Genomic DNA, 23,325 nt, shown 5'->3' with positions numbered 1-23,325 from the left:
AGAAAGTTGCAAATATTTTGCAAAAAACACTGGATTTAAGACTAATTTAGGAGATGGCAGATATGGTACAATGCAAAATGAAGAAATTATTTTTTATCATACTTTAGGAGGTTAGTTAGTAATGACAGAAACGAAAAAAACTGGCGAACGTCTTCCTAATAAGTTTGAGGCCATTTTACCGGTTCTCACACTTTTAGGACTGATGTTTGCGAACTTCTACTTCAAGTGGGGCAATGACCCTCACATTTATGTACTGATTACGGCGGTAGTATGCTGTATTATCGGTGTAAAAAATAAGATTCCTCTAAAGGAAATCATGGCGGCAGGCTTTGATTCTGTAAGCCAGATTCTAGAAGCGCTGTTCATCTTACTCTTTGTAGGATGTTTGGTAGGTTCCTTTGAATGGTGCGGAACGATTCCTGCCATCGTATTCTATGGCCTGAAGATTTTCACACCGGCAATCTTCCTTCCGGCAGTTTGCGTACTGTGCGCGATTGTAGGTTTGTCCTTAGGATCTTCCTACACTGGGTATCGCGTTTATGAGTATCGGCGCAACCATGGGTATCAACCCTGCTATGATTGCAGGCGCGGTTCTTTCTGGCGCTTGTACTGGAGATAAATTCTCCCCGCTGTCTGACTCCACCAATTTGGCGGCAGCAGCTTCTCAGACTGGACTGTTCGACCATGTAAAAGCAATGATCGGAACGACGTTCCCTGCGTTCCTGGTAGCGTTTGTAATTTACTGTGCACTGGCTCTGACCGGTCAGGCTGGTGAATACGATCCGGAATTGGTAAACGGTTTATCTTCCGCAATTGAAGGTCACTTTGCATACATGAGCCCTGTTCTGATTCTGCCGATCGCAGTAATCATCATCGTAGCCCTTGTGCAGATGCCGGCTATTCCTGGAGTACTGCTTGCTTCCGTAACAGGCTGTATCTTCGCGGTAATCTTCCAGGGCGCTAACTTTGCAGAATGTATCTCCATGCTGCACTATGGATATTCCGCAGAAACCGGCAACGAACTGGCTGATACACTGCTGAACAGAGGCGGTATGGATTCCATGCTTTGGACCATCAATATGGCTCTCATTGCCATCGGCTTCGGCGGTATGTATTCCAGAATCGGAGCTGTAGAAGCTCTGTTGGGATCCTTCATCAAGAAGATCAGAACTCCGTTCCACCTGATGGCGGCAGTTATTGTTACTGCAATGTTCTGTATCCTGACCATGTGCGACCAGTATCTGGGTCTCATCATTCCACCAGCTATGTACAAAGAAAAGATCGACGATATGGGTCTTTCCAGAAACATGCTTTCCAGATGTACAGAAGACGGCGGAACACTGTTCTCCGCATTGGTACCTTGGTCCTCCTGCGGTGTATATCATTCCTCCATGCTGGGCGTAAGCACTATGGCTTATCTGCCATTCTGCTTCACCAATATCTTGAATCCAATTATTTCCCTGGCTACTGCAGCTTGGGGCGGCAACATTATTTATGCGGATGGTTCTCATACCGGATTCTTCGGTGGAAAGGTCAAAGCTGGCAAACCTGCTGCTGCGCCTGCTGAAGAACACGAGCACGCACTCGAAAGACTTGCTGAGCTCAGAAAAGACGGTACTTATAAGGGAATCGCATAATAAATTGGCAAATTGCAAAATATAACATAAAGAGCGTACGCATACCCGTTTTACGGGTATGCGCTTTTTGCAAAAGAAAAGTAAAGGAATGAGTACAATATGGTTTACAAGGGTATCGTAAAAACACGAGACACAAAGCGGAAAGGATACTTGCTGGTAGGCGGCATTGTTATCTTGTATATGGCATTTTTACAAAGAAATTGGCTGTATATCATGCTGGCAGTGATTCTTACACTGGCAATCTTCTTCAAAAAGGAGCATGTGGTATCTGAGAAAGGCGTTTGTATCGAATACGACCTATTTGGAATGAAAGTGACCAACAAATGGGAGTGGAGTCAGATTACCGCGATTCGCCCTGATTTTAAGAAAGCCAAACCCAACATACTCTTGGAAATCGCCAAGGATGTGACAATCAGAGCCTTTGTGTTTAAAGAGGAAGATGCTTGGGGCGTAATGGAACTGGCTAAGAAGATGAATCCAAATATGTATGTAGATGATCGAACAGAAGAAGAACGCAGAGAAGACGCGGACGAATATAACAGACAATTGGATGAGGCAAGAATGCGTGAGGCGCGCGCAAAACAGGAAGCAAAAGCGAAGGCGAGAGCAAAGGCAAAGAAAAAGCGTTCTAAAAAATAATCTAAAAAATCTAAATTTAATCCTAAAACAGAAAAGAGCTCTGCTTTATGCAGAGCCTTTTCTTTTAGAATCTTCAGTTTCCGGTTGTTTGCTGGCTTCTTTGCCGGCGGCAAATTCCATATACAGGATGCTGATCATGATGATGACCGCACCCAGCCAGCCGGTGAACCGCATGGTTTCACCCAGCAGAATGACTGATAGAATGCAGCCGGAGGCTGGTTCCAGGGCGAAGATGACGCCGACTCTGTCAGGCGATACAAAAGCTTCCAGATGGGTCTGCAGGCAGAAAGAAACGGCGCTGCAGAATACGCCCATAAGGATAATGGCAATGAGCTGGCTGCTACCGGTCAGGGAATAATGGATATCACCGGTGATGCTTGCGATGAGCGTGCCCCACAGAGAAATGAACCCCATGAGGAATACGGTAAAGAGAGACGAATCGACCCTCGGATTTTTTGAAACCTTTTCAACCAGTATGATATGAAACGAGCCGGCTACAGCAGCTAGAATACATAGTAAATCTCCGGAATTGATGACGAGTCCACCCATACCAGGCGCGTAGCATAGCAGGAAGACGCCGACAAGACAGAGCAGAGCGCTGATTACGATGATCTTAGAAATTTTGATTTTAAACAGGACCCGGTTCAGGACCGGAATCATCAGGAACGACAAGGTGGTAAAGAAAGAAGATCTGACCGAGGTCGTATACTTAATGCCCCAGATGCCGAAGGCAAACATGAGGAATACGGCAAAAGACAACAAGAATGCGTACTTGATGACGTCTCTGTTCAGCAGTTTAAACTTCCGATGAAAGGCGATGGCAAGACACAGCGCGGCGATGCCGAACCTGAGTGAAATGATATAGAAAGTAGGGCATGCCTCTACGTATTTTGTAAGAGGATAGCTGAGCCCCCAAAATAGTGCGGCGACCATCAGTCCGACGGCAGCAGTGCGTTCACTTAACTTGTGATTTTGATTAGGCATCTTTAGAGTCTCCTTTCAGTCTGATTACAGCATATTGTAAGTCTACGCCTTTCATGGAAAAATTCATATTGAATGTGGTTCGCACATCTTCGATATAGAGTTCCAATTCCGGTTCTGTCGGAATGGATATGGTCTGCGTACTGTGGAAGCCTACATCGTCGTTAAAATCAAAGGCGGACAAATAAGCGAAAATGTTCCGGTTCTTTGTCAGGGAATATTTCATCACCGAGTACATCCCCGGAGGCAGATTCAGACTGACATTGAAATCAATTTCGTCTTTGAACTCATTGAGAATGGTTTTTGCCTGGTGGGCAGTGGTCTCCTTGGTACACATTTCATAAATGGCTTCGTTGAAGTTGCTTACGATGATGATGTAGGCAGGATTGCTGTCAGACTGGGTTTCGATGACGCAGTACTGTTTTCCCCAGCACAGGAGATTTCCTTTCAGGCGGGAAAGCAGCTGACAGGCAAAATAGCCTGGTTTGCAGGTGCCGTTTGCTGTCAGCAGGGCAGGCTGACCGCTCAGAATCATTTCGCCAGTATCGTAGTCACGAAGCGGCAGTCGAATCTCTTTTTCCTCAGAACGAATCAGCTTGTGAATCAGGTGAATCGGGTAAGCGATGGAATCGTTTCCTGCTGAGATGACGGAAAATGGAAGATAGTTCTGCTTTTTGCATTCTACCTGAAATCCTGCGGTCTGCAGAAGCATTTGGAATTTGTCGATCTGTTTCGGAGAATCTTCATCGCTGTAAATCAGCACGACGGTTTCCGGATACAGATTGGACAGCCTCGAGAAGATATGAAATCCCATGGCGGCAAAATCTTCACAGCGAACCTCCACAATTAGAAGATGTGAGATATAAGCCAGCGGCGCGGTGTGAATGTCTGTGTCGATTTCCAGCTTCAGGGTATTGACTAAAGAGGCGCTGTTCTTTTGTGAATTCAGAGAAGAAAGCAGATTCCGAATCAGCGTAATTGCTTTGTTTGGGGGAACTAATGTCAGCGTTTCCCGGTGAAATTCACTTTTTACCATAGGCAGGTACTTTTCTCTGTGTTCCTGCGGAGAGAGACCAAACCATTTGCGGAAATATTTTTCGTAATAGGAAGTTGTAGAAAAACCTACATCCTTGGCAATCTGACTGATTTTTTTGTTGGTATCGAGAAGTTGAATTTCAGACCATTCTACCCGGGCAAAGCACAGGAATTCCCGAAAATTCATACCGGTACAGTCCTTGATAATATGGGAAAGATAAAAAGTGCTCAAATGCTCGATTTCCGCCAGATCGTCCAGGGTAATCTTCTCCGCGTAGTTCTGATAGATATAGCCGATGATATGGCTGATTCTTTCGATGGTCACAGGGTTGCTGCTCTCAAAATTAATCACCATTTCGCCGTTGAAGGCAAAGAGATTGAAAATCCTTTCCAAATATTTGATGACCTCAATCATGGCGTAAGTGCATTCTGTCTTGTAACGGGAACTTCGAATGGAATACTGCAGCAAAATGTCCAGCAGCTTTTCCTGCAGATTATCGTGCTTACTGCTGCGCCCTTTGTTGGTGTAGGTGCGGTAGCATGCTTTGCTCAGGGAAGGAAAATACTGGGAAAAATAATGAGTGCTGATCTGAATCAAAGCGACAATATTATCCGGATCTTCCGAGGTCAGACTGTGAACCTCATGACCTGAGTTGGTAAAGATATCTCTTTCGTGGAGGGTATAGCTGCAATAGCCGTTTTTCAGGGTGACCTGCCCTTTGAGCACAAAAACAAATTCAATATCCTGGTGATAGTGAATCGGGTAATCTTCTATATTCGCAATGGTAATGTTGATGGGAAAATCATCCTGATACGTGATTTTTTCAAAAAGCATGGCGACACCTGCCGTTTCCTATGATAGTTAAAATTGTAACATAAATGCTGGCCCTTTGAAAGCGATTGGGCTGATTTTTTTGCGCAATATAATTGATTTTTACGGCAAAATAATTGTTGAATATGGGGATAAATCTAATTAGAATAAGATTAATAAGATTGACATAGGGTCTGCTTGGGCAGATGATAGAAGGAGGAACTAAGATGAGTAATGAAGCAAGAGTTGCGGTTGTAACAGGTGCATCCGGCGGAATCGGATCTGCAATCGTAAAGAAATTCTATGAAAACGGATACAGTGTGGCAATGTGTGATATCAACGAAGAAGCGCTGAAAGCAGTTGCAGCTGATTTGAAATTAGATGAAGCAAGAGTTGCGATCTGTCCGGTGAATATTACAGAGGAAGAACAGGTTATCGCAACCATCGCGGCGGTCAAGGAAAGATTTGGAAAGATCGATGCATTGATTAACGTAGCAGCTATCATCGGCGAATATGGTTTAACCGTTGACTGCAGCTTGGAAAACTTTAAGAATATTTATAACGTAAACGTGTTCGGCACCTTTGCGATGATGAAGCACACCCTGCCGATCATGCTGGAGCAGAAGCACGGCAATATCGTAAACTTCGGTTCCGTATCCGGCATGAGCGGTTACACCTGCGAAATCGGTTACGGTTCCAGCAAATGGGCGGTCATCGGCATGACCAAGAACGTTGCCAACGAATATGGACAGTATGGCATTCGTTCCAATTCCATTTCTCCGGGCTGGGTTAACACCGCTATGTTCCAAAAATCTGTAGCGGATTTTGCTGACATGGAAGATGCAAGCATCACCCTTGGACCTCTGGGACGTCCTGCAGAACCATACGAAATGGCAGACATCGTTTACTTCATGTGCCAGCCGGAAGCAAACTTCCTGAACGGTTCCAACGTGCTTGCTGACGGCGGTATGATGCTTGGTTAAGCCAATCAACGAGAAAGGGGATTTAAACTTATGTTAAATGAAAGATTGACGCGGATGAGAAACAAGCTGTGGAATACCCGTCCATGCATTACGGCGGAACGGCTTGTGCTCGCCACAGAAGCGTATCAGAAATTTGCAGGCGACGCGATTCCGGTATTCCGGGCGAGAGTTGTCAATTACATTATGGAGCATATGACGACGCTGATCATGGAAGATGAACTGATTGTCGGTACTGCGACCAATAAGTACAGAGGCGCGAACCTCCATCCGGAATTTCAGTCCAGCTCCTGGTATATCAGTGATATCAATGAGTTCGCGACCAGAACCAAGGATCCGTACGACATCTCAGAAGAAGATAAGAAGCTGATTCTGGAAACTTTGCCGTACTGGGAAGGCAGATCCATGGAAGATATGTCCAAGACGGCGCTTCCTTCGCACATTGAGGAGTGCATTCAGGATGATATCATCACCGTAGGTCTCCGCAACGGCGTTTCTGGCGAAACCACCTGCGATCACGAAAAACTTTTGACGGTAGGTCTGCGCGGCTACATGGAAGAATGTCAGGCAAACATCGATAATATGATCTGCGAATGTCAGGCTGACGAGGAAAAGGTCAACTTCTGGCAGGCGTGCATCATTCAGTGTCAGGGTCTGATTACCTATGCCCACAGAATGGCAGAAGAAGCAGAACGTCAGGCAGCGGAATGTAAAGATGAAAAGAGAAAGAAAGAACTTCTCGGCATCGCCGCAAACTGCCGTGTGGTACCGGAAAATCCACCGCAGACGTTCTGGCAGGCACTGCAGATGATCTGGTTTGCACACGTATACTTCCATATCGAAGTCTGCACCACCGCAAACGGATACGGCAGATTTGACCAGTACATGTGGCCTTACTACAAAAAAGACGTCATCGACGAAAAGAATATTACACAGGAAGAAGCCATGGAAATGCTGGAATGCCTGTACCTGAAATCCTGCGAGGTTTACGAAGTCAGAGATAAATGGTACGCCACTTCCTTTGCCGGTTATCCGATGTGGGAAATCCTGCTGGTCGGCGGTCAGACCCCGGACGGCAAAGACGCTACCAACGAACTGTCTTATTTGTGTCTGGAAGCAGCAAATCAGCTGAAGACGACACAGCCGGTTATGGGCGTACGAGTTTGGGAAGGCACACCGGAAGACCTGATTCGCAAAGGCTGCGAAATGATTCAGGATGGGCAGGCAAATCCTGGATTCTTCAACGACGACGTCGCTATGAAGATGACCCTGGGCAAGGGCTGCACCATGGAAGAAGCCAGAGACTGGACCATCGTAGGATGTATCCAGCCGGGACCTGGCGGCGGTTCCACAGACGGTTCCCCGGACGCGGGCTATGTCAACATGGGTAAAATGCTGGAGTTCGTACTCCATAATGGTGTTGACCCGTCTACAGGCAAACTGATGGGACTTGAGACAGGAGATCCGAGAGACTTTAAGAATATCGAAGAATTTAAAGACGCGCTGAAGAAGCAGATTTTACACCACTATAAACTGGTCGCGACCGGTTACAAAGTGATGCAGAGCATGCACATGACCAGATTCCCGGTGATTTTCGCGGGTATGGTGACCAAAGGCTGCGTAGAAAGTGGTAAGTCCGTACAGCACGGTGGCGCGAAATACACCACGGCGGGCATGTATGTTACTGGCGCTGCAAACCTGGCTGACTCCATTGTCGCGATTGAGAAGTGTGTATTTGAAGACAAAGACATCACCATGGATGAGCTGATTACTGCCATCGACAAGAACTTTGAGGGCGAAGAAAGAATGCGTCAGCTGCTTTTGAACAAACCTGCGAAATTCGGCAACGACGATGCGCACGTAGACGGCGTTTACAAGGAAATGATGCACTTTATCGCGGATAACGTACAGACCTGGCCGGATGCGAGAGGCGGCTGGTTCTCCTTTAACGTACATTCCCAGACTGTAAACGTATCTCACGGTATGGTCTGCGGCGCGACCCCTGACGGAAGATTGGCTGGAGAGCCGTTCTGCGACAATGCTTCCCCGATGATGGGACGCGATACCAGCGGTCCGACTGCCACTGTAAAATCCGTTGCGTCTATGGGTCAGGATAAATTCCACGACGGCGCGCTGTTCAACCTGCGCTTTGACCCGAAGGGTGTAGAGGGTGAAAAAGGTCTGCAGAGAATCGAAGGCGTCATCAAAACTTACTTCAACAACGGCGGCAATCACATTCAGATTAACGTGGTAGACGATGAAACCCTGAAAGCGGCGCAGAAAGATCCGGAGCATTACAAGGGACTGATGGTGCGTGTAGCAGGCTATATGGCTTACTTCACAGAACTCGATAAGAGCGCGCAGGATACCATCATCTACAGAACGACCCACTTTAAAGAGGCGTAAGACTTTTAGACTTTAACATTTGGAGACGAAGATGGAAAACAAGGAAATGACGGCGTTAGTCGGTTCAATACAGAAATTCAGCACGGAAGACGGACCGGGCATCAGAACCACAGTGTTTCTCAAAGGCTGTCCTCTGGACTGCGCCTGGTGCCACAATCCAGAGCTCATTGACTTTGCGCAGCAGGTCATCGAAATGCCTAACAGCTGTATCAAATGCGGCTACTGCGTTAAGGAGTGTCCGAAGCATGCCGTCTTCGTCGACAGTGAAAATGTAATTAAAATTAACCGGGAACTTTGCGACAGCTGCATGGAGTGTACAAAGATTTGCTATGCAAGAGCGCTTCTGCCTGTTGCCAAGACCATGACCGTAGCGGAAGTTCTAGAGGAAGTGGAAAAGGACATGGGTTTTTACGAGACCACCGGCGGCGGGATGACTGTCAGCGGCGGTGAGATGCTTGCCCAGCCAGAGTTTGTAAACGCGCTGGTGGATGGGGCGGCAGACCTTGGCATTCCTGTCTGTCTGGACACTTCCGGTTTTGGAAACGGCGATTGGCTTGTGAAACTTTCCGAAAAGGCGAATGTCACCCATGTGCTTTACGACATGAAATCCATCGACGATGCAGTGCATCAGGCGTATGTGGGGCAGAGCAATCAGGTGATTTTAGAAAATTTGTCGCGACTTGCCGCGTCCCCCGAGACTTGCGAGAAGCTGCAGATGCGTATGCCTCTTGTCAGCGGTGTCAACGATACGCAGGGAATCATCGAGAAAACGGCGGCATTTTATAAAGAGCACGGTATCAAACGGGTGACCCTGCTGCCGTATCACAATCTGGGTATTTCCAAGAAAAAGCATATTGGTGGCGAACAGACCCAGTTTGAGCCGCCTGCAGACGAGTATGTAGAGAAAATCAAAGCCTATTTTGAGGAACATGCGGGGATGGAAGTGGAGATCCTGGGAAAACTGTAGTTGTTAGAAAAAAGTGTAAAAGCCAGTCGGACGGTGACGCCGGCTGGCTTTTTTAACGTAGAAACAATATCTAGTGAGTTTACAGAGGGATGATCAGCTGCGTGATGTATTCGCTTTCCTCATTGGTATCGTGATTATCAATAACGTATCGCTCCATGGGATCTGCGGCGGCACGCAGGTTATGAATGCGGAGATAATCAAACAGGCTTTTCCAGACAGAGGGCATTTGACTGTATGGGCCTTTGATCGTTTGACAGAGACAATTCCCTTCGGGAAGTATAGCGTCATAATTGTCGCTTTCGGTGATACAGAACACTGAGTTGAAGTGACCGTAACCTCCGTCTTGTATGTATTCCAGAGGAATGGTAGCGCCCATGCTGCCGTTGCCGATGAAGTACAGCTGGTCTTCACATTCTTTTTGTAATTTCTTAATAATAAAATCTACATCATCATCCTTATACACATTTTCTGTCAGAGAGAAAATTTTGCGAGCGGGAAGATGGAGTATCTGCGGCTGCTCCGGCACAGCTTCTTCCAGATGCGCGCGTATTTCTCGAATACGGCCGGCTAGCTGTGTTCTCAGACGTGTCAGTTCCGCTTGCTTTTCGTCAATAGCGTTGATTTCCCGTTGAAAAAGTGAAAGGGTTTTTTCTAAATTGAAGTCTGACAGATGCTCTTTGATTTCGGACATGGAAAAGCCGATAGACCGTAGCTCTCGGAGAATGTTCAGCGTGCGAATATCGCTGATGCTGTACATGCGGTAGCCGTTGTTATCACGGCGAGGATGCAGGATGCCCAGATCCTCGTAATAGCGCAGAGAGTCGGTACCGATGTCGTAAAGTATCGAAATTTCGCCGATTTTGTAATATTCCTTTTGTTTCATTGAATAGGCTCTCCTGTAGAGGTATAGTTCTTTCTTATTATGGTGATGCTTTTATAAGAATCTACTGTCATTATACCAGTGGTTATGGGAAAAAGAAAGGGCAGGCTTACGGGCTGAGCCAGGATTTTTTAGGAGGAGTTATTATGAAGGAAGAAATGGCAATGAGGGGAGAGAAGCGGGACTTGAGCTTTTCGAAGCTGACAGCGATGATCATCGGCTCTACTATCGGAAGCGGTATTTTTACCACAACAGCAGATATGACGGCATCCGGCGCGCATACGGGCAGTATTTTGATTGGATGGGCGATCTGCGGTACCGGTATGTTGGGATTGACGATGAGCTTTTTTGGACTGAATAAGGTAAAACCGGAGTTGACTAACGGTGTGTTCAGCTACGCGAAGGAAGGCTTTGGAGAATTCATCGGCTTCAATTCGGCGTGGGGCTATTGGATCAGCGCCCTGCTGTGCAACGTATCCTATATGACGCTGCTATTCGGCGCAATTGGGTACTTTTTTCCTGTATTTGGCCAGGGAAACAATCTGGTTTCCATTTTGTGCGCGTCGGTGATTATCTGGATTTTGAATCTTCTGGTGTTGGGTGGGATCAAAGAGGCGGCGGCGCTCAACGTGATCACCACCATCAGTAAGCTGGTGCCAATTCTGGTGTTTATTGTGGCTGTTATCTTTGTGGGCGCTTTTAAACCGTCGGTTTTTATGGAAAACTTTTGGGGCGCAGGAGCAATGCCTCTAGGCGATCAGATTAAAGCAACGACGTCGGCTACAGTGTGGTCGTTCATTGGAATTGAAGGGGCGGTCGTATTGTCAGGCCGGGCGATTCGGTCTAATGATGTAGGAAAAGCCTCTATGACCGGTTTTTTAGGCATTTTCGCTATTTACGTTATGGTGGCTGTTCTGCAGCTGGGCGTTATGCCAGCGGAGGAAATGGCGCAGCTGAGCAGTCCGCAGATGGCTGGAATATTGGAGCTTGCAGTAGGTCCCTGGGGCGCGGCGCTGATCAATATAGCCGTAATATTATCGCTGGCAGGCGCTTTGCTGGGATGGACGATTATTGCGGCGGATTGTCCGTATTCCGCGGCAAGGCAGGGTGTGTTCATGAGAGCTTTTGCCAGGTCTAATCAACACGGTTCGCCTTCCTTTTCTCTGTATCTGACCAATGGAATCATCCAACTGTTTCTGATTGTGATTTACTTCAATGAATCGACTTATCAGGTGTTCTATACAATTAGTACGTCCATGATAATGGTGCCGTATTTGCTCAGCTCACTGTATTATCTGAAGATTGCTGTTCAAAAAGACGGATTTCAACGGATGGGCAGCGGAGAAGTAGCGAAAGCCAGAGTGTTTGGATTTATTGGCACAGTATATGGCATTTGGATGTTGTATTCCTCCGGGTTAAACCTGTTATTTATTACTTCCATTTTATATGCGCCGGGGTTGATCATCTACGTGATGGGAAAGAAGGAGAAAAATGAGAAAATATTTGAGCGGTCTTATGAACCGGCAGTGGCAGTTGGATTGATTGTGCTGGCGGTAATCGCGTTGGGGATGATCGCTACAGGCAAACTGAATCCATTTTGATCGGCGCCGAGATGAAAAAAGATGCGGATGATGGTAGGGGGCAATGGATAAGAAAATGAAGTATTTTGTTTGAAGTTCACAAAAAAAAACAAAAAAATTGTGAAAAACCACTTGATTTTGATGAAAACATGTGTTATCTTATTAACATCGAGCGAGACAGTCCGGCTTTATCAGTCATTTCTCGCCAATCTGACGAAAGGAATTGAAAGTTATGAAAAACTTCTTCTACGCAGCAGAATATTACTTTTATTACTTTTTCTATTTTATGAAGAAAAGGTCAGTTTTGCTGCAAAGAAAAGTTTTGAGTAATTGCTATAATTAAATCCTAAAATAATAACAAATTACTTGAAAAACTCCGCAGTGGACTGACCGCAGCGGAGTTTTTCTCGTTTTCAAAATCAGACGGAGGTAAAAAGACAATGATTACAGTATTAAAAGAGGGTGCGACAGAGGAACAACGAAATCAATTGATTTCCTGGTTTGAGGAACAAGGCGTACAGGTACATGCATATATAGGTGAGTTCCAGACGGTTTTGGGACTGATTGGGGATACCAGCAATATCGATATAGAAATGCTGGGATTGCTCGATATCGTAGAACGTGTGACACCGATATCAGAACCATTTAAAAGCGCTAATAGAAAATTTCATCCGGAGGATTCCGTTATCGATGTACACGGAACGAAATGCGGAGGAGGACACTTTGCTGTTATAGCTGGACCGTGTTCTGTAGAGAATCCGGAGCAGATCAAGGAGGTAGCCGAGGGTGTTAAGACCGCGGGAGCAACCATGCTCAGGGGCGGGGCGTTTAAGCCAAGAACCTCTCCGTATGATTTCCAGGGTATGAAAGCAGAAGGTATAGACCTGCTTTTGGAAGCGAAAAAAGCGACCGGACTTCCCATTGTAACGGAGATTATGAACGCCAATCATTTACCTCTATTTGAAGATGTAGACGTGATTCAGGTAGGAGCTAGAAATATGCAGAACTTTGAGCTGCTAAAGGAACTGGGGAGAACCAAGAAGACGATCTTGCTGAAGCGAGGCCTGGCTAATACGCTGAAGGAGCTGCTTATGAGCGCCGAATACATTATGGCCGGCGGCAATGAAAATATTATTCTCTGCGAAAGGGGAGTAAGAACTTTCGAGACATATACGAGAAATACGCTGGATTTATCGGCAGTTCCGGTATTGCACAATCTGACGCATCTGCCGGTGGTTATCGATCCGAGCCATGCGACAGGTCATGCCAATCTGGTTAAGCCTATGGCAATGGCAGCAGTTGCGGCCGGTGCGGATGGACTGATGATAGAAGTACACAACAATCCTGCGAAAGCCCTTTGCGACGGGGCTCAATCACTGACACCGGCTCAGTTCGCGGAGGTAATGGATAAGGTGAGAAAGATAAGAGAGGTGATTTAGATGAATATCGGAATTGTAGGACTGGGATTGATAGGCGGTTCAATGGCAAAAGCCTATAAAAAGGCCGGTGCTGCAGTTCTGGGATGCGATCGTGACAGACTTACGACAGAGTTTGCAAAGATGGCGGAAGCTATCGATGGAGAGCTTGACGAAGCACACTTTAGTAAATGTGACCTGATTATGCTTGCTATTCCGCCGGCCGGCGCAGTAGCGTGGCTGGAGGAAAACGCACCCAGACTGCCGAAGGATGCATTGGTTATCGATTGCTGCGGAACGAAACGCTGTGTATGTGAGGCGGGCTTCCGTTTAGCAAAGGAATACGGGTTTACCTACGCGGGAGGACATCCCATGGCAGGGATTCAGTACGGCGGGTTTAAACACAGCAAGGCAGAATTGTATCAGGGAGCGATTTTTTCTTTAGTCCCAGAGGATCGAAACGATCTGTTTTTTCTGGATCGGGTTAAGAAGCTGATCCTTCCGGCAGGCTTTTCAAAGCTTGTTATATCTTCTGCCGAGGAGCATGACAAAATCATCGCTTTTACTTCGCAAATGGCGCATGTTGTATCTAACGCCTTTATCAAAAGCGATACCGCGCTGACGAAGGGTACGGCAATTTCAGCAGGCAGCTACCGGGACTTTACTAGAGTGGCATATCTGGATGCAAACATGTGGACGGAACTGTTCATGGAAAATCGCGATAATCTAAAGCACGAATTAGATGTTCTTATTGAAGAACTGAAGAAATATGAAAAGGCCCTGGAGGATAATAACGCCGATGAAATGCGTCGTCTCCTCATAGAGGGCAGAGAAAGAAAGACAGAGGTAGAGAGAAGATGCGGCTAGAAGAACTCGGTGGACAGATCAGACCCTTGCTCAAAGGAAACAGTTTGGCAGTTGTAACCGATGAAAACGTAGCGAAGCTTTATTTAAATCGATGCATCCAAAGTCTCAAAAGCGAAGGCTTTGATGTATATAAATTTGTGATCCCCCCTGGCGAGGGGTCCAAAGACGGGAAAACGTATCTGGAACTGATGAATTTTCTTGCAGAGATACCGCTGACCAGAGCTGATGCCCTTATAGCGTTGGGAGGCGGTGTGGTAGGAGATCTTACCGGATTTGCTGCTGCCACATATTTGCGGGGGATTTCTGTGATTCAGGTACCTACTACCCTCCTTGCGGCAGTAGATTCTTCAGTGGGAGGCAAGACGGCTATCAACCTGTCAGCCGGAAAAAACCTTGCCGGAGCGTTTCACCAGCCTGCCCTAATCTGGTGTGACGCCACGCTGCTTGCGTCGCTGCCCGACAATATCTACCAAGACGGTATGGCAGAGGTCATCAAATACGGAGTCATAGCAGATGCCCAGCTCTTTGAATTGCTCTGTGACAGAGAAAAGGCTGAGAGCTGCATCGAAGAAATCATTCGGAGATGTGTACGCATTAAGAAAAGGTTTGTCGAAGAAGATGAGTACGACACAGGCGTAAGGCAGCTGCTAAACTTCGGCCATACCATAGGCCATGCTATTGAAAAAGCCAGCGATTTTCGTGTAAGTCATGGAAGCGCCGTGGCAAAGGGGATGGCCATGATGGCTGATATTGCAGTCCGGCAGGGGTGGTGCGATGAAGAAACAAAAGTACGCATCATAGACTTGCTGAAGCTATACGAATTTGATTTAACCGTGGCACAGACAAAAGCCGAACTGTATGATATAATGAAAGCAGATAAGAAACGAAAAGGCCAGTTTATCGACATCGTTGTTCCAGAGAGAATAGGCGTATGCCGGTTACAGAGGCTGACTACGGAGGAATTGGAAGATATCCTATGAAAACAATTCAGATATTACCATCAAAATCCGACGCACACAGAGCGATGATCTGCGCGGCTCTCTCAGAATTGACCAGCGGCAAAACATGTCAGGTGATGTGTGAGACGAGTTCTCAGGATATTGAAGCCACAGAGGCTTGTCTTGCCGCCCTTCAGACAGGACGTCCTCAGATGTGTTGCGGCGAAAGCGGATCGACACTCAGATTCTTGCTACCGGTCATGGCAGCCTTGGGACATCGGGCGGAGTTTTATCCGGAGGGGAGATTGCCGCAGCGGCCATTATCGCCGTTGTATGAAGAATTGGAACGTCACGGATGTCGGCTCAGTCCGCAGGGAACTGTGCCGTTTACTATAGAAGGTCAACTGGAGCCGGGCATTTTTCGAATACCTGGTGACGTTTCCAGCCAGTATATCAGCGGCTTACTTTTCGCATTACCTATTCTGGAGAGCGATAGCAAAATCGTGGTGGAAGGAGAGTTCCAATCCCGACCTTATGTTAATATGACAGTTCAAACATTGGAGGATTTCGGGATATCTATAAAAACCATAGACGATGGATTTTTCATTCCCGGCGGGCAGCGATATCAGGCGCCTCCTGTCTATCAGGTGGAGGGCGACTGGTCCAACGGTTGTTTCTGGCTGGCGGCGGGCGCGTTGACGCCCGGCGGGGTCTGTGTGAAGGGGTTGAACGTAAAGTCTTTACAGGGGGACAAAGAGATTCTGCCGTTACTCTCTCGCTTTGGCGCGAAAACGGCGGTGTGTGAAGGGGATATTACCGTCATGCCGTCATCTCTATACGGGATAGATATCAATGCGGCGCAGATTCCCGATATGGTACCGATTCTAGCGGTTTTAGCTTGCGGGGCAAAGGGAAAGACAACGATTCGTAATGCTGGACGGCTGCGGATCAAGGAGAGCGACCGGCTTGCGTCAGTAAGTCAGGTATTATCAAATCTGGGAGCTTCTATCAAAGAGTTCCCTGAGGGATTGGAAATTCAGGGAACAGGAAGCCTTGCCGGAGGAAGGGCCGACGGATGGGGCGATCATAGAATCGTTATGATGGCTGCCATCGCGTCACTGATCTGTGATGAAAAAGTAATCATTACAGGAAGTCAGGCAGTGAAAAAATCCTATCCGGATTTCTTTCAGATATTGGAGGACGTCGGGTTAGGCAACAACATAGAAAGGAATTGATCAAATGTCTTCAACTTACGGAAAAAATGTGAAAATCTCGATCTTCGGACAATCACATTCTGCAGCTATCGGTGTTGTCATCGATGGGCTTCCTGCAGGATTTTCTGTTGATATGGAGAAGCTGCAGAGCTTTCTTTCACGGCGCGCGCCGGGGAGGAGCCCCTATGCAACGCCCAGAAAGGAAGCTGATCAGCCGGAATTTTTAAGCGGTCTTATAGATCATGTGACCTGCGGAGCGCCGGTTTGTGCTGTGATCAGGAACACTAACACTCGTTCACAGGACTACGACAATCTACGGGATGTTCCGCGCCCCGGGCATGCGGACTATACCGCACACATAAAATACAGAGGATATGAGGATGTCAGCGGCGGCGGCCATTTTTCCGGAAGATTGACTGCGCCTCTTTGTGTGGCCGGCGGTATCATACTGCAGATATTGGAGAAACAGGGTATTACGGTCCAAGCGGAGATTCAGGAGATCGGCGGCAGTATCGAAGATCCTTATGGGCAGATCGAGAAAGTGCGAAGCCAGGGAGATTCTGTCGGCGGCATTATAGAATGCACGATAGAAGGAATGCCTGCCGGTATCGGCAGTCCTATGTTCGATGGGATTGAGAATAAAGTGGCACAGGCTGTCTTTAGCATCCCTGCCGTTAAAGGAATTGAGTTCGGCAGGGGATTTGAAACGGCTCGCATGACAGGTAGCGAGAATAACGATGAATTTTACTACGACGGGGATCAGGTGAGAACCAAAACTAATAACCACGGGGGTGTTCTCGGAGGTATCAGCTCCGGCATGCCGGTAGTTTTCCGGGTAGCTATCAAGCCGACTCCGTCCATTTCCATAGAGCAAAACAGCATCAGCTATTCTGAAAAGAAAGACGCGAAACTGGCTGTTCGCGGCAGACACGATCCGTGTATCGTGCCAAGAGCTGTACCGTGTGTTGAAGCAGCGGCAGCTATCGCTATTTATGATTTGATAAGAGGAGAAGAATAAACATGAGCTTAGAAGACTATAGAAGCAGAATTGACGCAATCGATGAGGAAATCGTAAAAAAACTGGAAGAACGCATGAGAATTGCGGAAAACATCGCTAAATATAAGCAGGAAAACGGCCTGCAGGTGATGGACGTCTACAGGGAAAGAGAAAAAATTGATAAAATTACAGAAATTGCAGCAGATGATATGGCATCTTACACGAGAGTATTATATAATACTATTATGGAACTGAGTAAAGACCATCAGAGAAAAATTACTCAGACGGAATCACCAGTGGTACAATCCATCAAAAAAGCATTGGAAGAAACCTCAAAGGTATTCCCTGCGAAAGCTACCGTCGCGTGTCAGGGCGTAGCAGGAGCTTACTCACAGCAGGCCTGCGAGAAGCTATTCAAAATGCCGCAGATCATGTACGTGAAGAATTTTAACGGTGTGTTCGCAGCCATTGACCAGGGGCTTTGTCAGTACGGTGTGCTGCCGCTGGAAAACAGTACGGCAGGCTCTGTAAACCAGATTTACGATCTGATGATGAAGTACAATTTCCATATCGTTAAAAGTGTTAAGATGAAGATTGATCATAGCCTTTTAGCAAAGCCAGGTACGAAAAAAGAGGATATACAAGAAATCGTTTCTCATGAACAGGCGATTCAACAGTGCGACGAGTATCTGAAGAAATATCCGAATGTCAAAGTGACCATGTGCGAGAATACTGCTGAGGCAGCTAAGATGGTAGCAGAATCCGGCAGAAGCGACATTGCGGCGTTGGCGTCTTACGCCTGCGGACAGCTCTACGGATTAAACTGTCTGGAGGAAAACGTGCAAGACAATGGCAACAATTATACCCGCTTTATTTGCATCAGCAAAAAATTGGAAATATACCCTGGAGCTGACAAGACAAGTTTAATGCTGGTGGTATCCCATAAACCGGGATCCCTCTATAATGTGCTGTCCAGGTTCAATGCACTGGGAATCAATATTTTTAAACTGGAATCCAGGCCGATTCCAGAAAGAGATTTCGATTTCATGTTCTATTTCGACATCGATTCCGAAGTGTATTCCGAGGAGTTCATCCGCCTGATGAACCAGCTTGACGAGCTGACCCAGCAGTGCAAGTATTTAGGAAGTTATACGGAGATTTAAAATGAAAAAATACGGGTTGATCGGAGGTAAGCTGGGACACAGCTATTCTCCAATGATTCATGGCAAATTCGGGGATTATCCTTACCAACTGTGCGAGGTTGAGGAAAATCAGCTGCAGACATTGCTGCAGGATCCGTCCTATGGCGGATTTAACGTGACGATTCCTTACAAAAAAAAGGTCATGTCCATGTGTGACGAGTTGTCTGATACAGCAAAGGCCATCGGAAGCGTAAATACAGTAATTCGAGGTGAAGACGGCAAATTGAGAGGCTACAATACAGATTACTATGGTTTTACGTGTCTGCTACGGTATAGCGGTATCGATGTAAAGGGCATGAAGTGCATGGTACTGGGCAGCGGAGGAGCTTCTCTGACAGTACAGGCTGTATTATCTGATCTGGGCGCTTCCGAGATTGTTGTGATTTCCCGTACAGGCGAGAATAACTACGAAAATATTCAGAAGCATTTTGACAGCGAAATCATCGTTAACACCACCCCGGTAGGTATGTTTCCGCACAACGGGAGCGCGCCTGTTAATCTGGATGATTTCAAGAATTGCCGGGGCGTAGTGGATCTGATCTATAATCCGAATAAAACCAAGCTGGTATTGGATGCTATGGCAAAATCTCTGCCCGCTACTGGCGGATTGGAAATGCTGGTGGCGCAGGCGAAGGAAGCCAGTGAACTCTTTACCGGCAGGGAAATCGACGAGGAAGAAATTGAAAATGTAATCGACGAGATCAGAAGCGAGACGCTAAACGCGATCCTCATCGGTATGCCGGGCGCCGGGAAAACTTTGTTGGGCGGCGAAATGGCTGTCAGAATGGGTCGGAAGTTTGTGGATATCGACGATATGATCGTGGAACACGAGGGGATGTCTATTCCAGAGATCTTTGCGCAGAAGGGAGAATCCTACTTCCGAAAGGTGGAAACAGAGATGCTGGAGAGGGCATGCGTGCAGACCGGATTGGTTATTGCCACCGGCGGCGGTATCGTGAAGAAGAAGATAAATTATAATATAATCAAGCAGAACGGCATTGTTATTTGGATCAAAAGGGATCTGGATAAGCTGGAGACTGACGGCAGACCGTTGTCCCAGTCTATGCCTCTGGAACAGATCTATGAGGATCGCAAGGATGCGTATTCTTACTGGAGCGACTTTTATATCAACAATAACGAGGAGAGGGAATGATGAAAATTCTGGTAATCAATGGCCCTAATATCAATATGCTGGGTATTAGAGAACCGGAGATATACGGAAAAGCTACGTATCAGGACCTGTTAGAATTGGTAAGAGACGCGGCTTCCCGCATAGGCGCGGAAGCCGCTTTTTTTCAGTCTAACCATGAGGGCGCGATTGTGGACGCTATTCAGGAGGCTTATGGAAAATATGACGGAATTGTCATCAACCCGGCGGCGTACACACATACCAGCGTAGCGATTTTGGATGCTCTAAAAGCGGTGGGAATTCCCACTGTAGAGGTGCATATTTCCGATGTTTCCGAAAGAGAGGATTTCCGTCAGAAATCCTATGTGCGGCAGGTTTGCGTAGCTACTGTCATGGGTAAGGGATTTGACGGATATGTAGAAGCGATAAAAATTTTGTGTGAAAGGAAATGAGGGTTTTATGAAAGTTTATTGTTATCCTAAGTGTACTACCTGCAAAAAAGCGTTGGCGTGGCTGGATGCGAAGGGTGTCGATTATGAGCTGTATGACATTAAAGAGCAGCATCCGTCTTATGAGGATTTAGCAGTCTGGTATCAGATGAGCGGCTTGCCTTTGAAACGGTTTTTTAATACCAGCGGCATGATATACAGGGAGATGGAGCTGGCGAAAAAGCTGCCTTCGATGAGTGAAGATGAACAACTGAGATTGCTGGGCGCTGACGGTATGCTGGTTAAACGGCCGCTAGTGATCGGCGATGATTTCGTGTTGACTGGCTTTAAAGAAGCAGAATGGGAGAAGCGATGCTGTATTTAGAAGCCTTTACGCTTCCGGGTATAGACGCTGAGGAAAGGATTCTCAATGATATCCGGGAAACCTACTATGTGAGTTTTTATCCTTTCGGGCTTTTTCCCACGAAGGAGCTGGATCGGATATCCTTTGATCCGGTTACGATTTTCTACGGCGGTAACGGCTCAGGAAAGACTACTTTGATCAATGTTATCGCTGAGAAGCTTAGAGCGTCCCGATCAGCTCCATATAATAAGAGCAGCTTTTTCGATACTTTTGTAGAGCAATGTACTTTGCAATGGGAATGGCAGACCTCCTGGCAGGACGCTACGGTGATCACCAGCGACGACGTTTTTGAATATATCTTTGATCTTCGTGCCATGAACGAAGGTGTGGATAACGAGCGGGAAAAGTTGGCGAAGGAATATCTGAATCTGAAGAATTCTCGATTTCGTCTTCAATCTCTGGCTGATTATGAACAGTTGAAGAAGGTCAACGCGGCGCGGCGCGGCACAAAATCCAATTTTATACGCAGTACGCTGGTTGGAAATGCGGCAGAGAGATCTAATGGAGAAAGCGCGTTCATGTATTTTACTCATAAGATCGAAGCGAATCAGATTTATCTGTTGGACGAGCCTGAGAATAGCTTATCGGCTGAGTATCAGCAGGAGCTCTGCGGATTTTTAGAGGACTCGGCCAGATTCTATAATTGTCAGTTCATCATCGCCACGCATTCACCGTTTTTGCTGGCGGTCAGAAATGCGAGAATTTATGATTTAGACAGTCGGCCGGTTTGCACCCGCCGATGGACGGAGCTGTCTAATGTCCGCCGTTACTATGACTTCTTCAAAGCACACGAAGATGAATTTTAAATATATAGTATCCGTGTTATAGCAGTACGCTATTTTCGCGGATTTTTTTGTGTGAAACTACTTGACCTGTCGTAGTAGTTGTGATAGGATTTGTCTATAGAAACTACTACGACAGACGTAATAGATGAGAGGTGAGCAGGATTGATCAGCAGTGACGTCATCAGAGGTTACAATGATACCATTATTCTATGTTTACTGCTTTCAGAGCCGTCCTACGGTTACCTCATATCTAGGAAGATACGAGAAAGAACCGGGGAAAAATACATCATAAAGGAAACTACCCTATATTCTGCCTTTGCTCGATTGGAAAAGAATGGATATATTCAGTCTTTTGCGGGAACGGAGTCTGGGGGGAAACCGCGGACTTATTATCGGATTACGGAAGCGGGCAGACAGTATTACCGGCAGAAGTGTGAGGAATGGGCAGTAACAAAAGAGGTTATTGAGAAATTTATTTTAACAGAAACGGAGTGATTGTATGGATATTATTATGAGCTATTTGGAGAGCATGTTCAGTCAGATGCCTGATACAGCAGAGGTTCGTCGCGCTAAGGTAGAGCTTGCTTCCATGATGGAGGATAAATACACGGAGCTAAGGTCTATGGGAAAGAGTGAGAATGAAGCTATCGGCACAGTGATTGCTGAGTTTGGGAACATAGATGAATTGATGGGCGAACTGGGTTTGGAAAGCGCTGTTCACACCGAAGACCTTGATCGTGAGAAAAACCTGGACGGAAATTCTTTTGATAAAAAAGAAACCATGCGTACAGTAAACATGGAAGATGCAAAGGACTATCTTACGAATATGGCGCGTTGGGCTAAGGGGATTGCTGCGGGAGTATTTCTGTGCATTATGTCGCCTGCCGCGTTGATTATCTTCAGCAGTGTAAGTGAGAGACCGGTTGCGGATGCTTTTGGCATACTTGTGCTGTTTGCCTGTATAGCTGTGGCGGTTGGGTTGTTTATTATGAATGGCATAGGGATGTCCCGGTATGAGTATTTGAAGACGGAGGTTTTTCAGCTGGAGCCGGGCGTAGATAAGGTTATCGGTAATATGAAGGAGGAAATGAGGCCTGTTTTCGGTCGTAATATTGCTGTGGGCGTGATTTTGTGCGTTACGTCAGTAGTTCCGATAGCGGTGGTAACAACCATACTGGGAGATGGATATCCACGGGTGGAAAGTCTGATGGTGGTTCTGCTTTTGTTCATGGTAGCTTGCGGGGTATGGATTTTTATTATACAAGGTATACAGCATAGTTGCATAAGCGTTTTGCTGCAGGAGGGGGATTTCAAACCGAGCCATAAGAAAAGTGGCGATATTGTTGAGCGAATCGCCGGAATTTACTGGCCGTTGGTTGCAGCAATTTATGTAAGCTACAGCTTTATTACCGGAAACTGGGGACACAGCTGGATTATCTGGCCTGTAGCGGGCGTGTGCTTTGGCGCGATTTCGGCAATTTGTCATTCTACAGAGAAGAAGGATATGTAGGAGAAGATAATCTGACAAAGGGTGTTGAGAGGCCTTCGCTGCGGGTAGCTTTCTTTTCTACTTTCGCGCAGCTTTTTGGTTCTTTTATGTTTAAAGTTGCGTTTGCGGTGGAAAATACGCAGGTAATTGGGTTTTTTTGAGCTCAAGTTGCGCGTTGAGAGAGTTAGCTTTTACTTGGAAGGGACATGTATACCATATATTGGAATATAATACAAATTTTTATACAAAAGAAGGGACTGAACTTGGCTATACGCAACTTCCGCGGTGAAAAGATGTAGATAGCTGCGGTTTTCAGGAGACTGGCGCATTTTTTTAAGAAAAGATCAGCAATAGCTGCGCGTCCTAGGAAGAAAACGCAACTTTTCAAAGAAAAATTGGTGATAGGTGCGCGTCTGACTGACGGGGACAGCAGATTTCTGACTGCGTTTTATGGCGTTCTACTCATAGCTCGCCAATAAGCATTGATTTTATCGCCATGTTGTTATAAAATATTTCTATAT

The 23,325-nt window shown here is 46.6% G+C and carries 22 protein-coding genes; 19 read left to right on the top strand and 3 right to left on the bottom strand.

From position 1 onward, the window contains the following. Nucleotides 1-121 precede the first annotated feature (121 nt). From ACPW7J_RS11590 to ACPW7J_RS11580, 3 genes are all read left to right on the top strand, one after another. Complete coding sequence (locus ACPW7J_RS11590; protein ID WP_425755284.1) at nt 122-619, top strand: hypothetical protein; 498 nt, start codon at nt 122-124, stop codon at nt 617-619. Further along, the gene (locus tag ACPW7J_RS11585; protein WP_425755283.1) at nt 540-1,637 is read left to right on the top strand and encodes a Na+/H+ antiporter NhaC family protein; all 1,098 of its coding nucleotides are present in this window, start codon (nt 540-542) and stop codon (nt 1,635-1,637) included. Before ACPW7J_RS11590 ends, ACPW7J_RS11585 begins: the two co-directional genes overlap by 80 nt. A 99-nt stretch (nt 1,638-1,736) precedes the next feature. Continuing rightward, nucleotides 1,737-2,276, top strand: a complete 540-nt coding sequence (locus ACPW7J_RS11580) for a hypothetical protein (RefSeq protein WP_161874136.1) — start codon at nt 1,737-1,739, stop codon at nt 2,274-2,276. 45 nt (nt 2,277-2,321) lie between these two features. Here ACPW7J_RS11580 and ACPW7J_RS11575 read toward each other — a convergent pair whose 3' ends face one another. Continuing rightward, nucleotides 2,322-3,260, bottom strand: a complete 939-nt coding sequence (locus ACPW7J_RS11575; protein WP_425755282.1) for a DMT family transporter — start codon at nt 3,258-3,260, stop codon at nt 2,322-2,324. Continuing rightward, nucleotides 3,253-5,127: a helix-turn-helix domain-containing protein gene (locus tag ACPW7J_RS11570; RefSeq protein ID WP_425755281.1), complete on the bottom strand. Its 1,875-nt coding sequence runs from the start codon at nt 5,125-5,127 to the stop codon at nt 3,253-3,255. The genes ACPW7J_RS11575 and ACPW7J_RS11570 overlap by 8 nt, the downstream gene beginning before the upstream one ends. Before the next feature lie 203 nt (nt 5,128-5,330). Here ACPW7J_RS11570 and ACPW7J_RS11565 point away from each other — a divergent pair, with 203 nt between their 5' ends. From ACPW7J_RS11565 to ACPW7J_RS11555, 3 genes are read left to right on the top strand one after another with little or no spacing between them, the layout of a single operon-like run. Beyond that, nucleotides 5,331-6,086, top strand: coding sequence for an SDR family NAD(P)-dependent oxidoreductase (locus tag ACPW7J_RS11565; protein ID WP_424960053.1), 756 nt, complete (start codon nt 5,331-5,333; stop codon nt 6,084-6,086). A 30-nt stretch (nt 6,087-6,116) separates the two neighbouring features. Continuing rightward, nucleotides 6,117-8,489, top strand: a complete 2,373-nt coding sequence (locus ACPW7J_RS11560) for a glycyl radical protein (RefSeq protein ID WP_425755280.1) — start codon at nt 6,117-6,119, stop codon at nt 8,487-8,489. A gap of 31 nt (nt 8,490-8,520) precedes the next feature. After that, nucleotides 8,521-9,456: a glycyl-radical enzyme activating protein gene (locus ACPW7J_RS11555; RefSeq protein ID WP_425755279.1), complete on the top strand. Its 936-nt coding sequence runs from the start codon at nt 8,521-8,523 to the stop codon at nt 9,454-9,456. A gap of 79 nt (nt 9,457-9,535) precedes the next feature. On the opposite strand, the gene ACPW7J_RS11550 is transcribed toward ACPW7J_RS11555, so the two are convergent. Then, nucleotides 9,536-10,339, bottom strand: a complete 804-nt coding sequence (locus ACPW7J_RS11550) for a MerR family transcriptional regulator (protein WP_161874560.1) — start codon at nt 10,337-10,339, stop codon at nt 9,536-9,538. A 143-nt stretch (nt 10,340-10,482) separates the two neighbouring features. On the opposite strand from ACPW7J_RS11550, the gene ACPW7J_RS11545 reads away from it, so the two are divergent. The 13 genes from ACPW7J_RS11545 to ACPW7J_RS11485 all read left to right on the top strand — a co-directional run bounded on the left by ACPW7J_RS11545 (nt 10,483) and on the right by ACPW7J_RS11485 (nt 22,825). Further along, complete coding sequence (locus tag ACPW7J_RS11545; protein ID WP_424960056.1) at nt 10,483-11,937, top strand: basic amino acid/polyamine antiporter; 1,455 nt, start codon at nt 10,483-10,485, stop codon at nt 11,935-11,937. A gap of 419 nt (nt 11,938-12,356) precedes the next feature. Next, nucleotides 12,357-13,355, top strand: a complete 999-nt coding sequence (gene aroF, locus ACPW7J_RS11540) for a 3-deoxy-7-phosphoheptulonate synthase (protein ID WP_161874561.1) — start codon at nt 12,357-12,359, stop codon at nt 13,353-13,355. Next, the gene (locus ACPW7J_RS11535) at nt 13,356-14,198 is read left to right on the top strand and encodes a prephenate dehydrogenase (RefSeq protein WP_161874562.1); all 843 of its coding nucleotides are present in this window, start codon (nt 13,356-13,358) and stop codon (nt 14,196-14,198) included. It begins immediately after the preceding gene. Then, nucleotides 14,189-15,178 (top strand): 3-dehydroquinate synthase, encoded by a 990-nt coding sequence (gene aroB, locus ACPW7J_RS11530; RefSeq protein WP_425755278.1) that lies wholly within the window; start codon nt 14,189-14,191, stop codon nt 15,176-15,178. Before ACPW7J_RS11535 ends, aroB begins: the two co-directional genes overlap by 10 nt. Continuing rightward, nucleotides 15,175-16,371: a 3-phosphoshikimate 1-carboxyvinyltransferase gene (gene aroA / locus ACPW7J_RS11525; protein ID WP_425755277.1), complete on the top strand. Its 1,197-nt coding sequence runs from the start codon at nt 15,175-15,177 to the stop codon at nt 16,369-16,371. The genes aroB and aroA overlap by 4 nt, the downstream gene beginning before the upstream one ends. 4 nt (nt 16,372-16,375) lie before the next feature. After that, the gene (locus ACPW7J_RS11520; protein ID WP_161874565.1) at nt 16,376-17,368 is read left to right on the top strand and encodes a chorismate synthase; all 993 of its coding nucleotides are present in this window, start codon (nt 16,376-16,378) and stop codon (nt 17,366-17,368) included. Between the two features lie 2 nt (nt 17,369-17,370). After that, nucleotides 17,371-18,510 carry a prephenate dehydratase gene (gene pheA, locus ACPW7J_RS11515; RefSeq protein ID WP_425755276.1) on the top strand — a complete coding sequence of 380 codons (1,140 nt, stop codon included), beginning with the start codon at nt 17,371-17,373 and terminating at the stop codon, nt 18,508-18,510. 1 nt (nt 18,511) lies between these two features. Further along, complete coding sequence (locus ACPW7J_RS11510) at nt 18,512-19,702, top strand: shikimate kinase (RefSeq protein ID WP_161874567.1); 1,191 nt, start codon at nt 18,512-18,514, stop codon at nt 19,700-19,702. Continuing rightward, the gene (aroQ, locus tag ACPW7J_RS11505) at nt 19,699-20,130 is read left to right on the top strand and encodes a type II 3-dehydroquinate dehydratase (RefSeq protein WP_424960061.1); all 432 of its coding nucleotides are present in this window, start codon (nt 19,699-19,701) and stop codon (nt 20,128-20,130) included. The genes ACPW7J_RS11510 and aroQ overlap by 4 nt, the downstream gene beginning before the upstream one ends. A gap of 7 nt (nt 20,131-20,137) precedes the next feature. Beyond that, on the top strand, nt 20,138-20,491 hold the full coding sequence (locus ACPW7J_RS11500) for an arsenate reductase family protein (RefSeq protein ID WP_161874568.1): 354 nt from the start codon (nt 20,138-20,140) through the stop codon (nt 20,489-20,491). Beyond that, the gene (locus ACPW7J_RS11495; protein WP_425755275.1) at nt 20,479-21,336 is read left to right on the top strand and encodes an AAA family ATPase; all 858 of its coding nucleotides are present in this window, start codon (nt 20,479-20,481) and stop codon (nt 21,334-21,336) included. The genes ACPW7J_RS11500 and ACPW7J_RS11495 overlap by 13 nt, the downstream gene beginning before the upstream one ends. 141 nt (nt 21,337-21,477) lie before the next feature. Next, the gene (locus tag ACPW7J_RS11490) at nt 21,478-21,810 is read left to right on the top strand and encodes a PadR family transcriptional regulator (RefSeq protein WP_161874569.1); all 333 of its coding nucleotides are present in this window, start codon (nt 21,478-21,480) and stop codon (nt 21,808-21,810) included. A 4-nt stretch (nt 21,811-21,814) separates the two neighbouring features. Beyond that, on the top strand, nt 21,815-22,825 hold the full coding sequence (locus ACPW7J_RS11485; RefSeq protein WP_425755274.1) for a permease prefix domain 1-containing protein: 1,011 nt from the start codon (nt 21,815-21,817) through the stop codon (nt 22,823-22,825). Nucleotides 22,826-23,325 lie beyond the last annotated feature (500 nt).

It is taken from the genome of Ihubacter sp. rT4E-8, from assembly GCF_049852125.1.
Classification (GTDB): domain Bacteria; phylum Bacillota; class Clostridia; order Peptostreptococcales; family Anaerovoracaceae; genus Senimuribacter.
The sequence above is the reverse complement of the archived record's forward strand: the minus strand, read 5'-3'. Positions and strand labels throughout refer to the sequence as shown.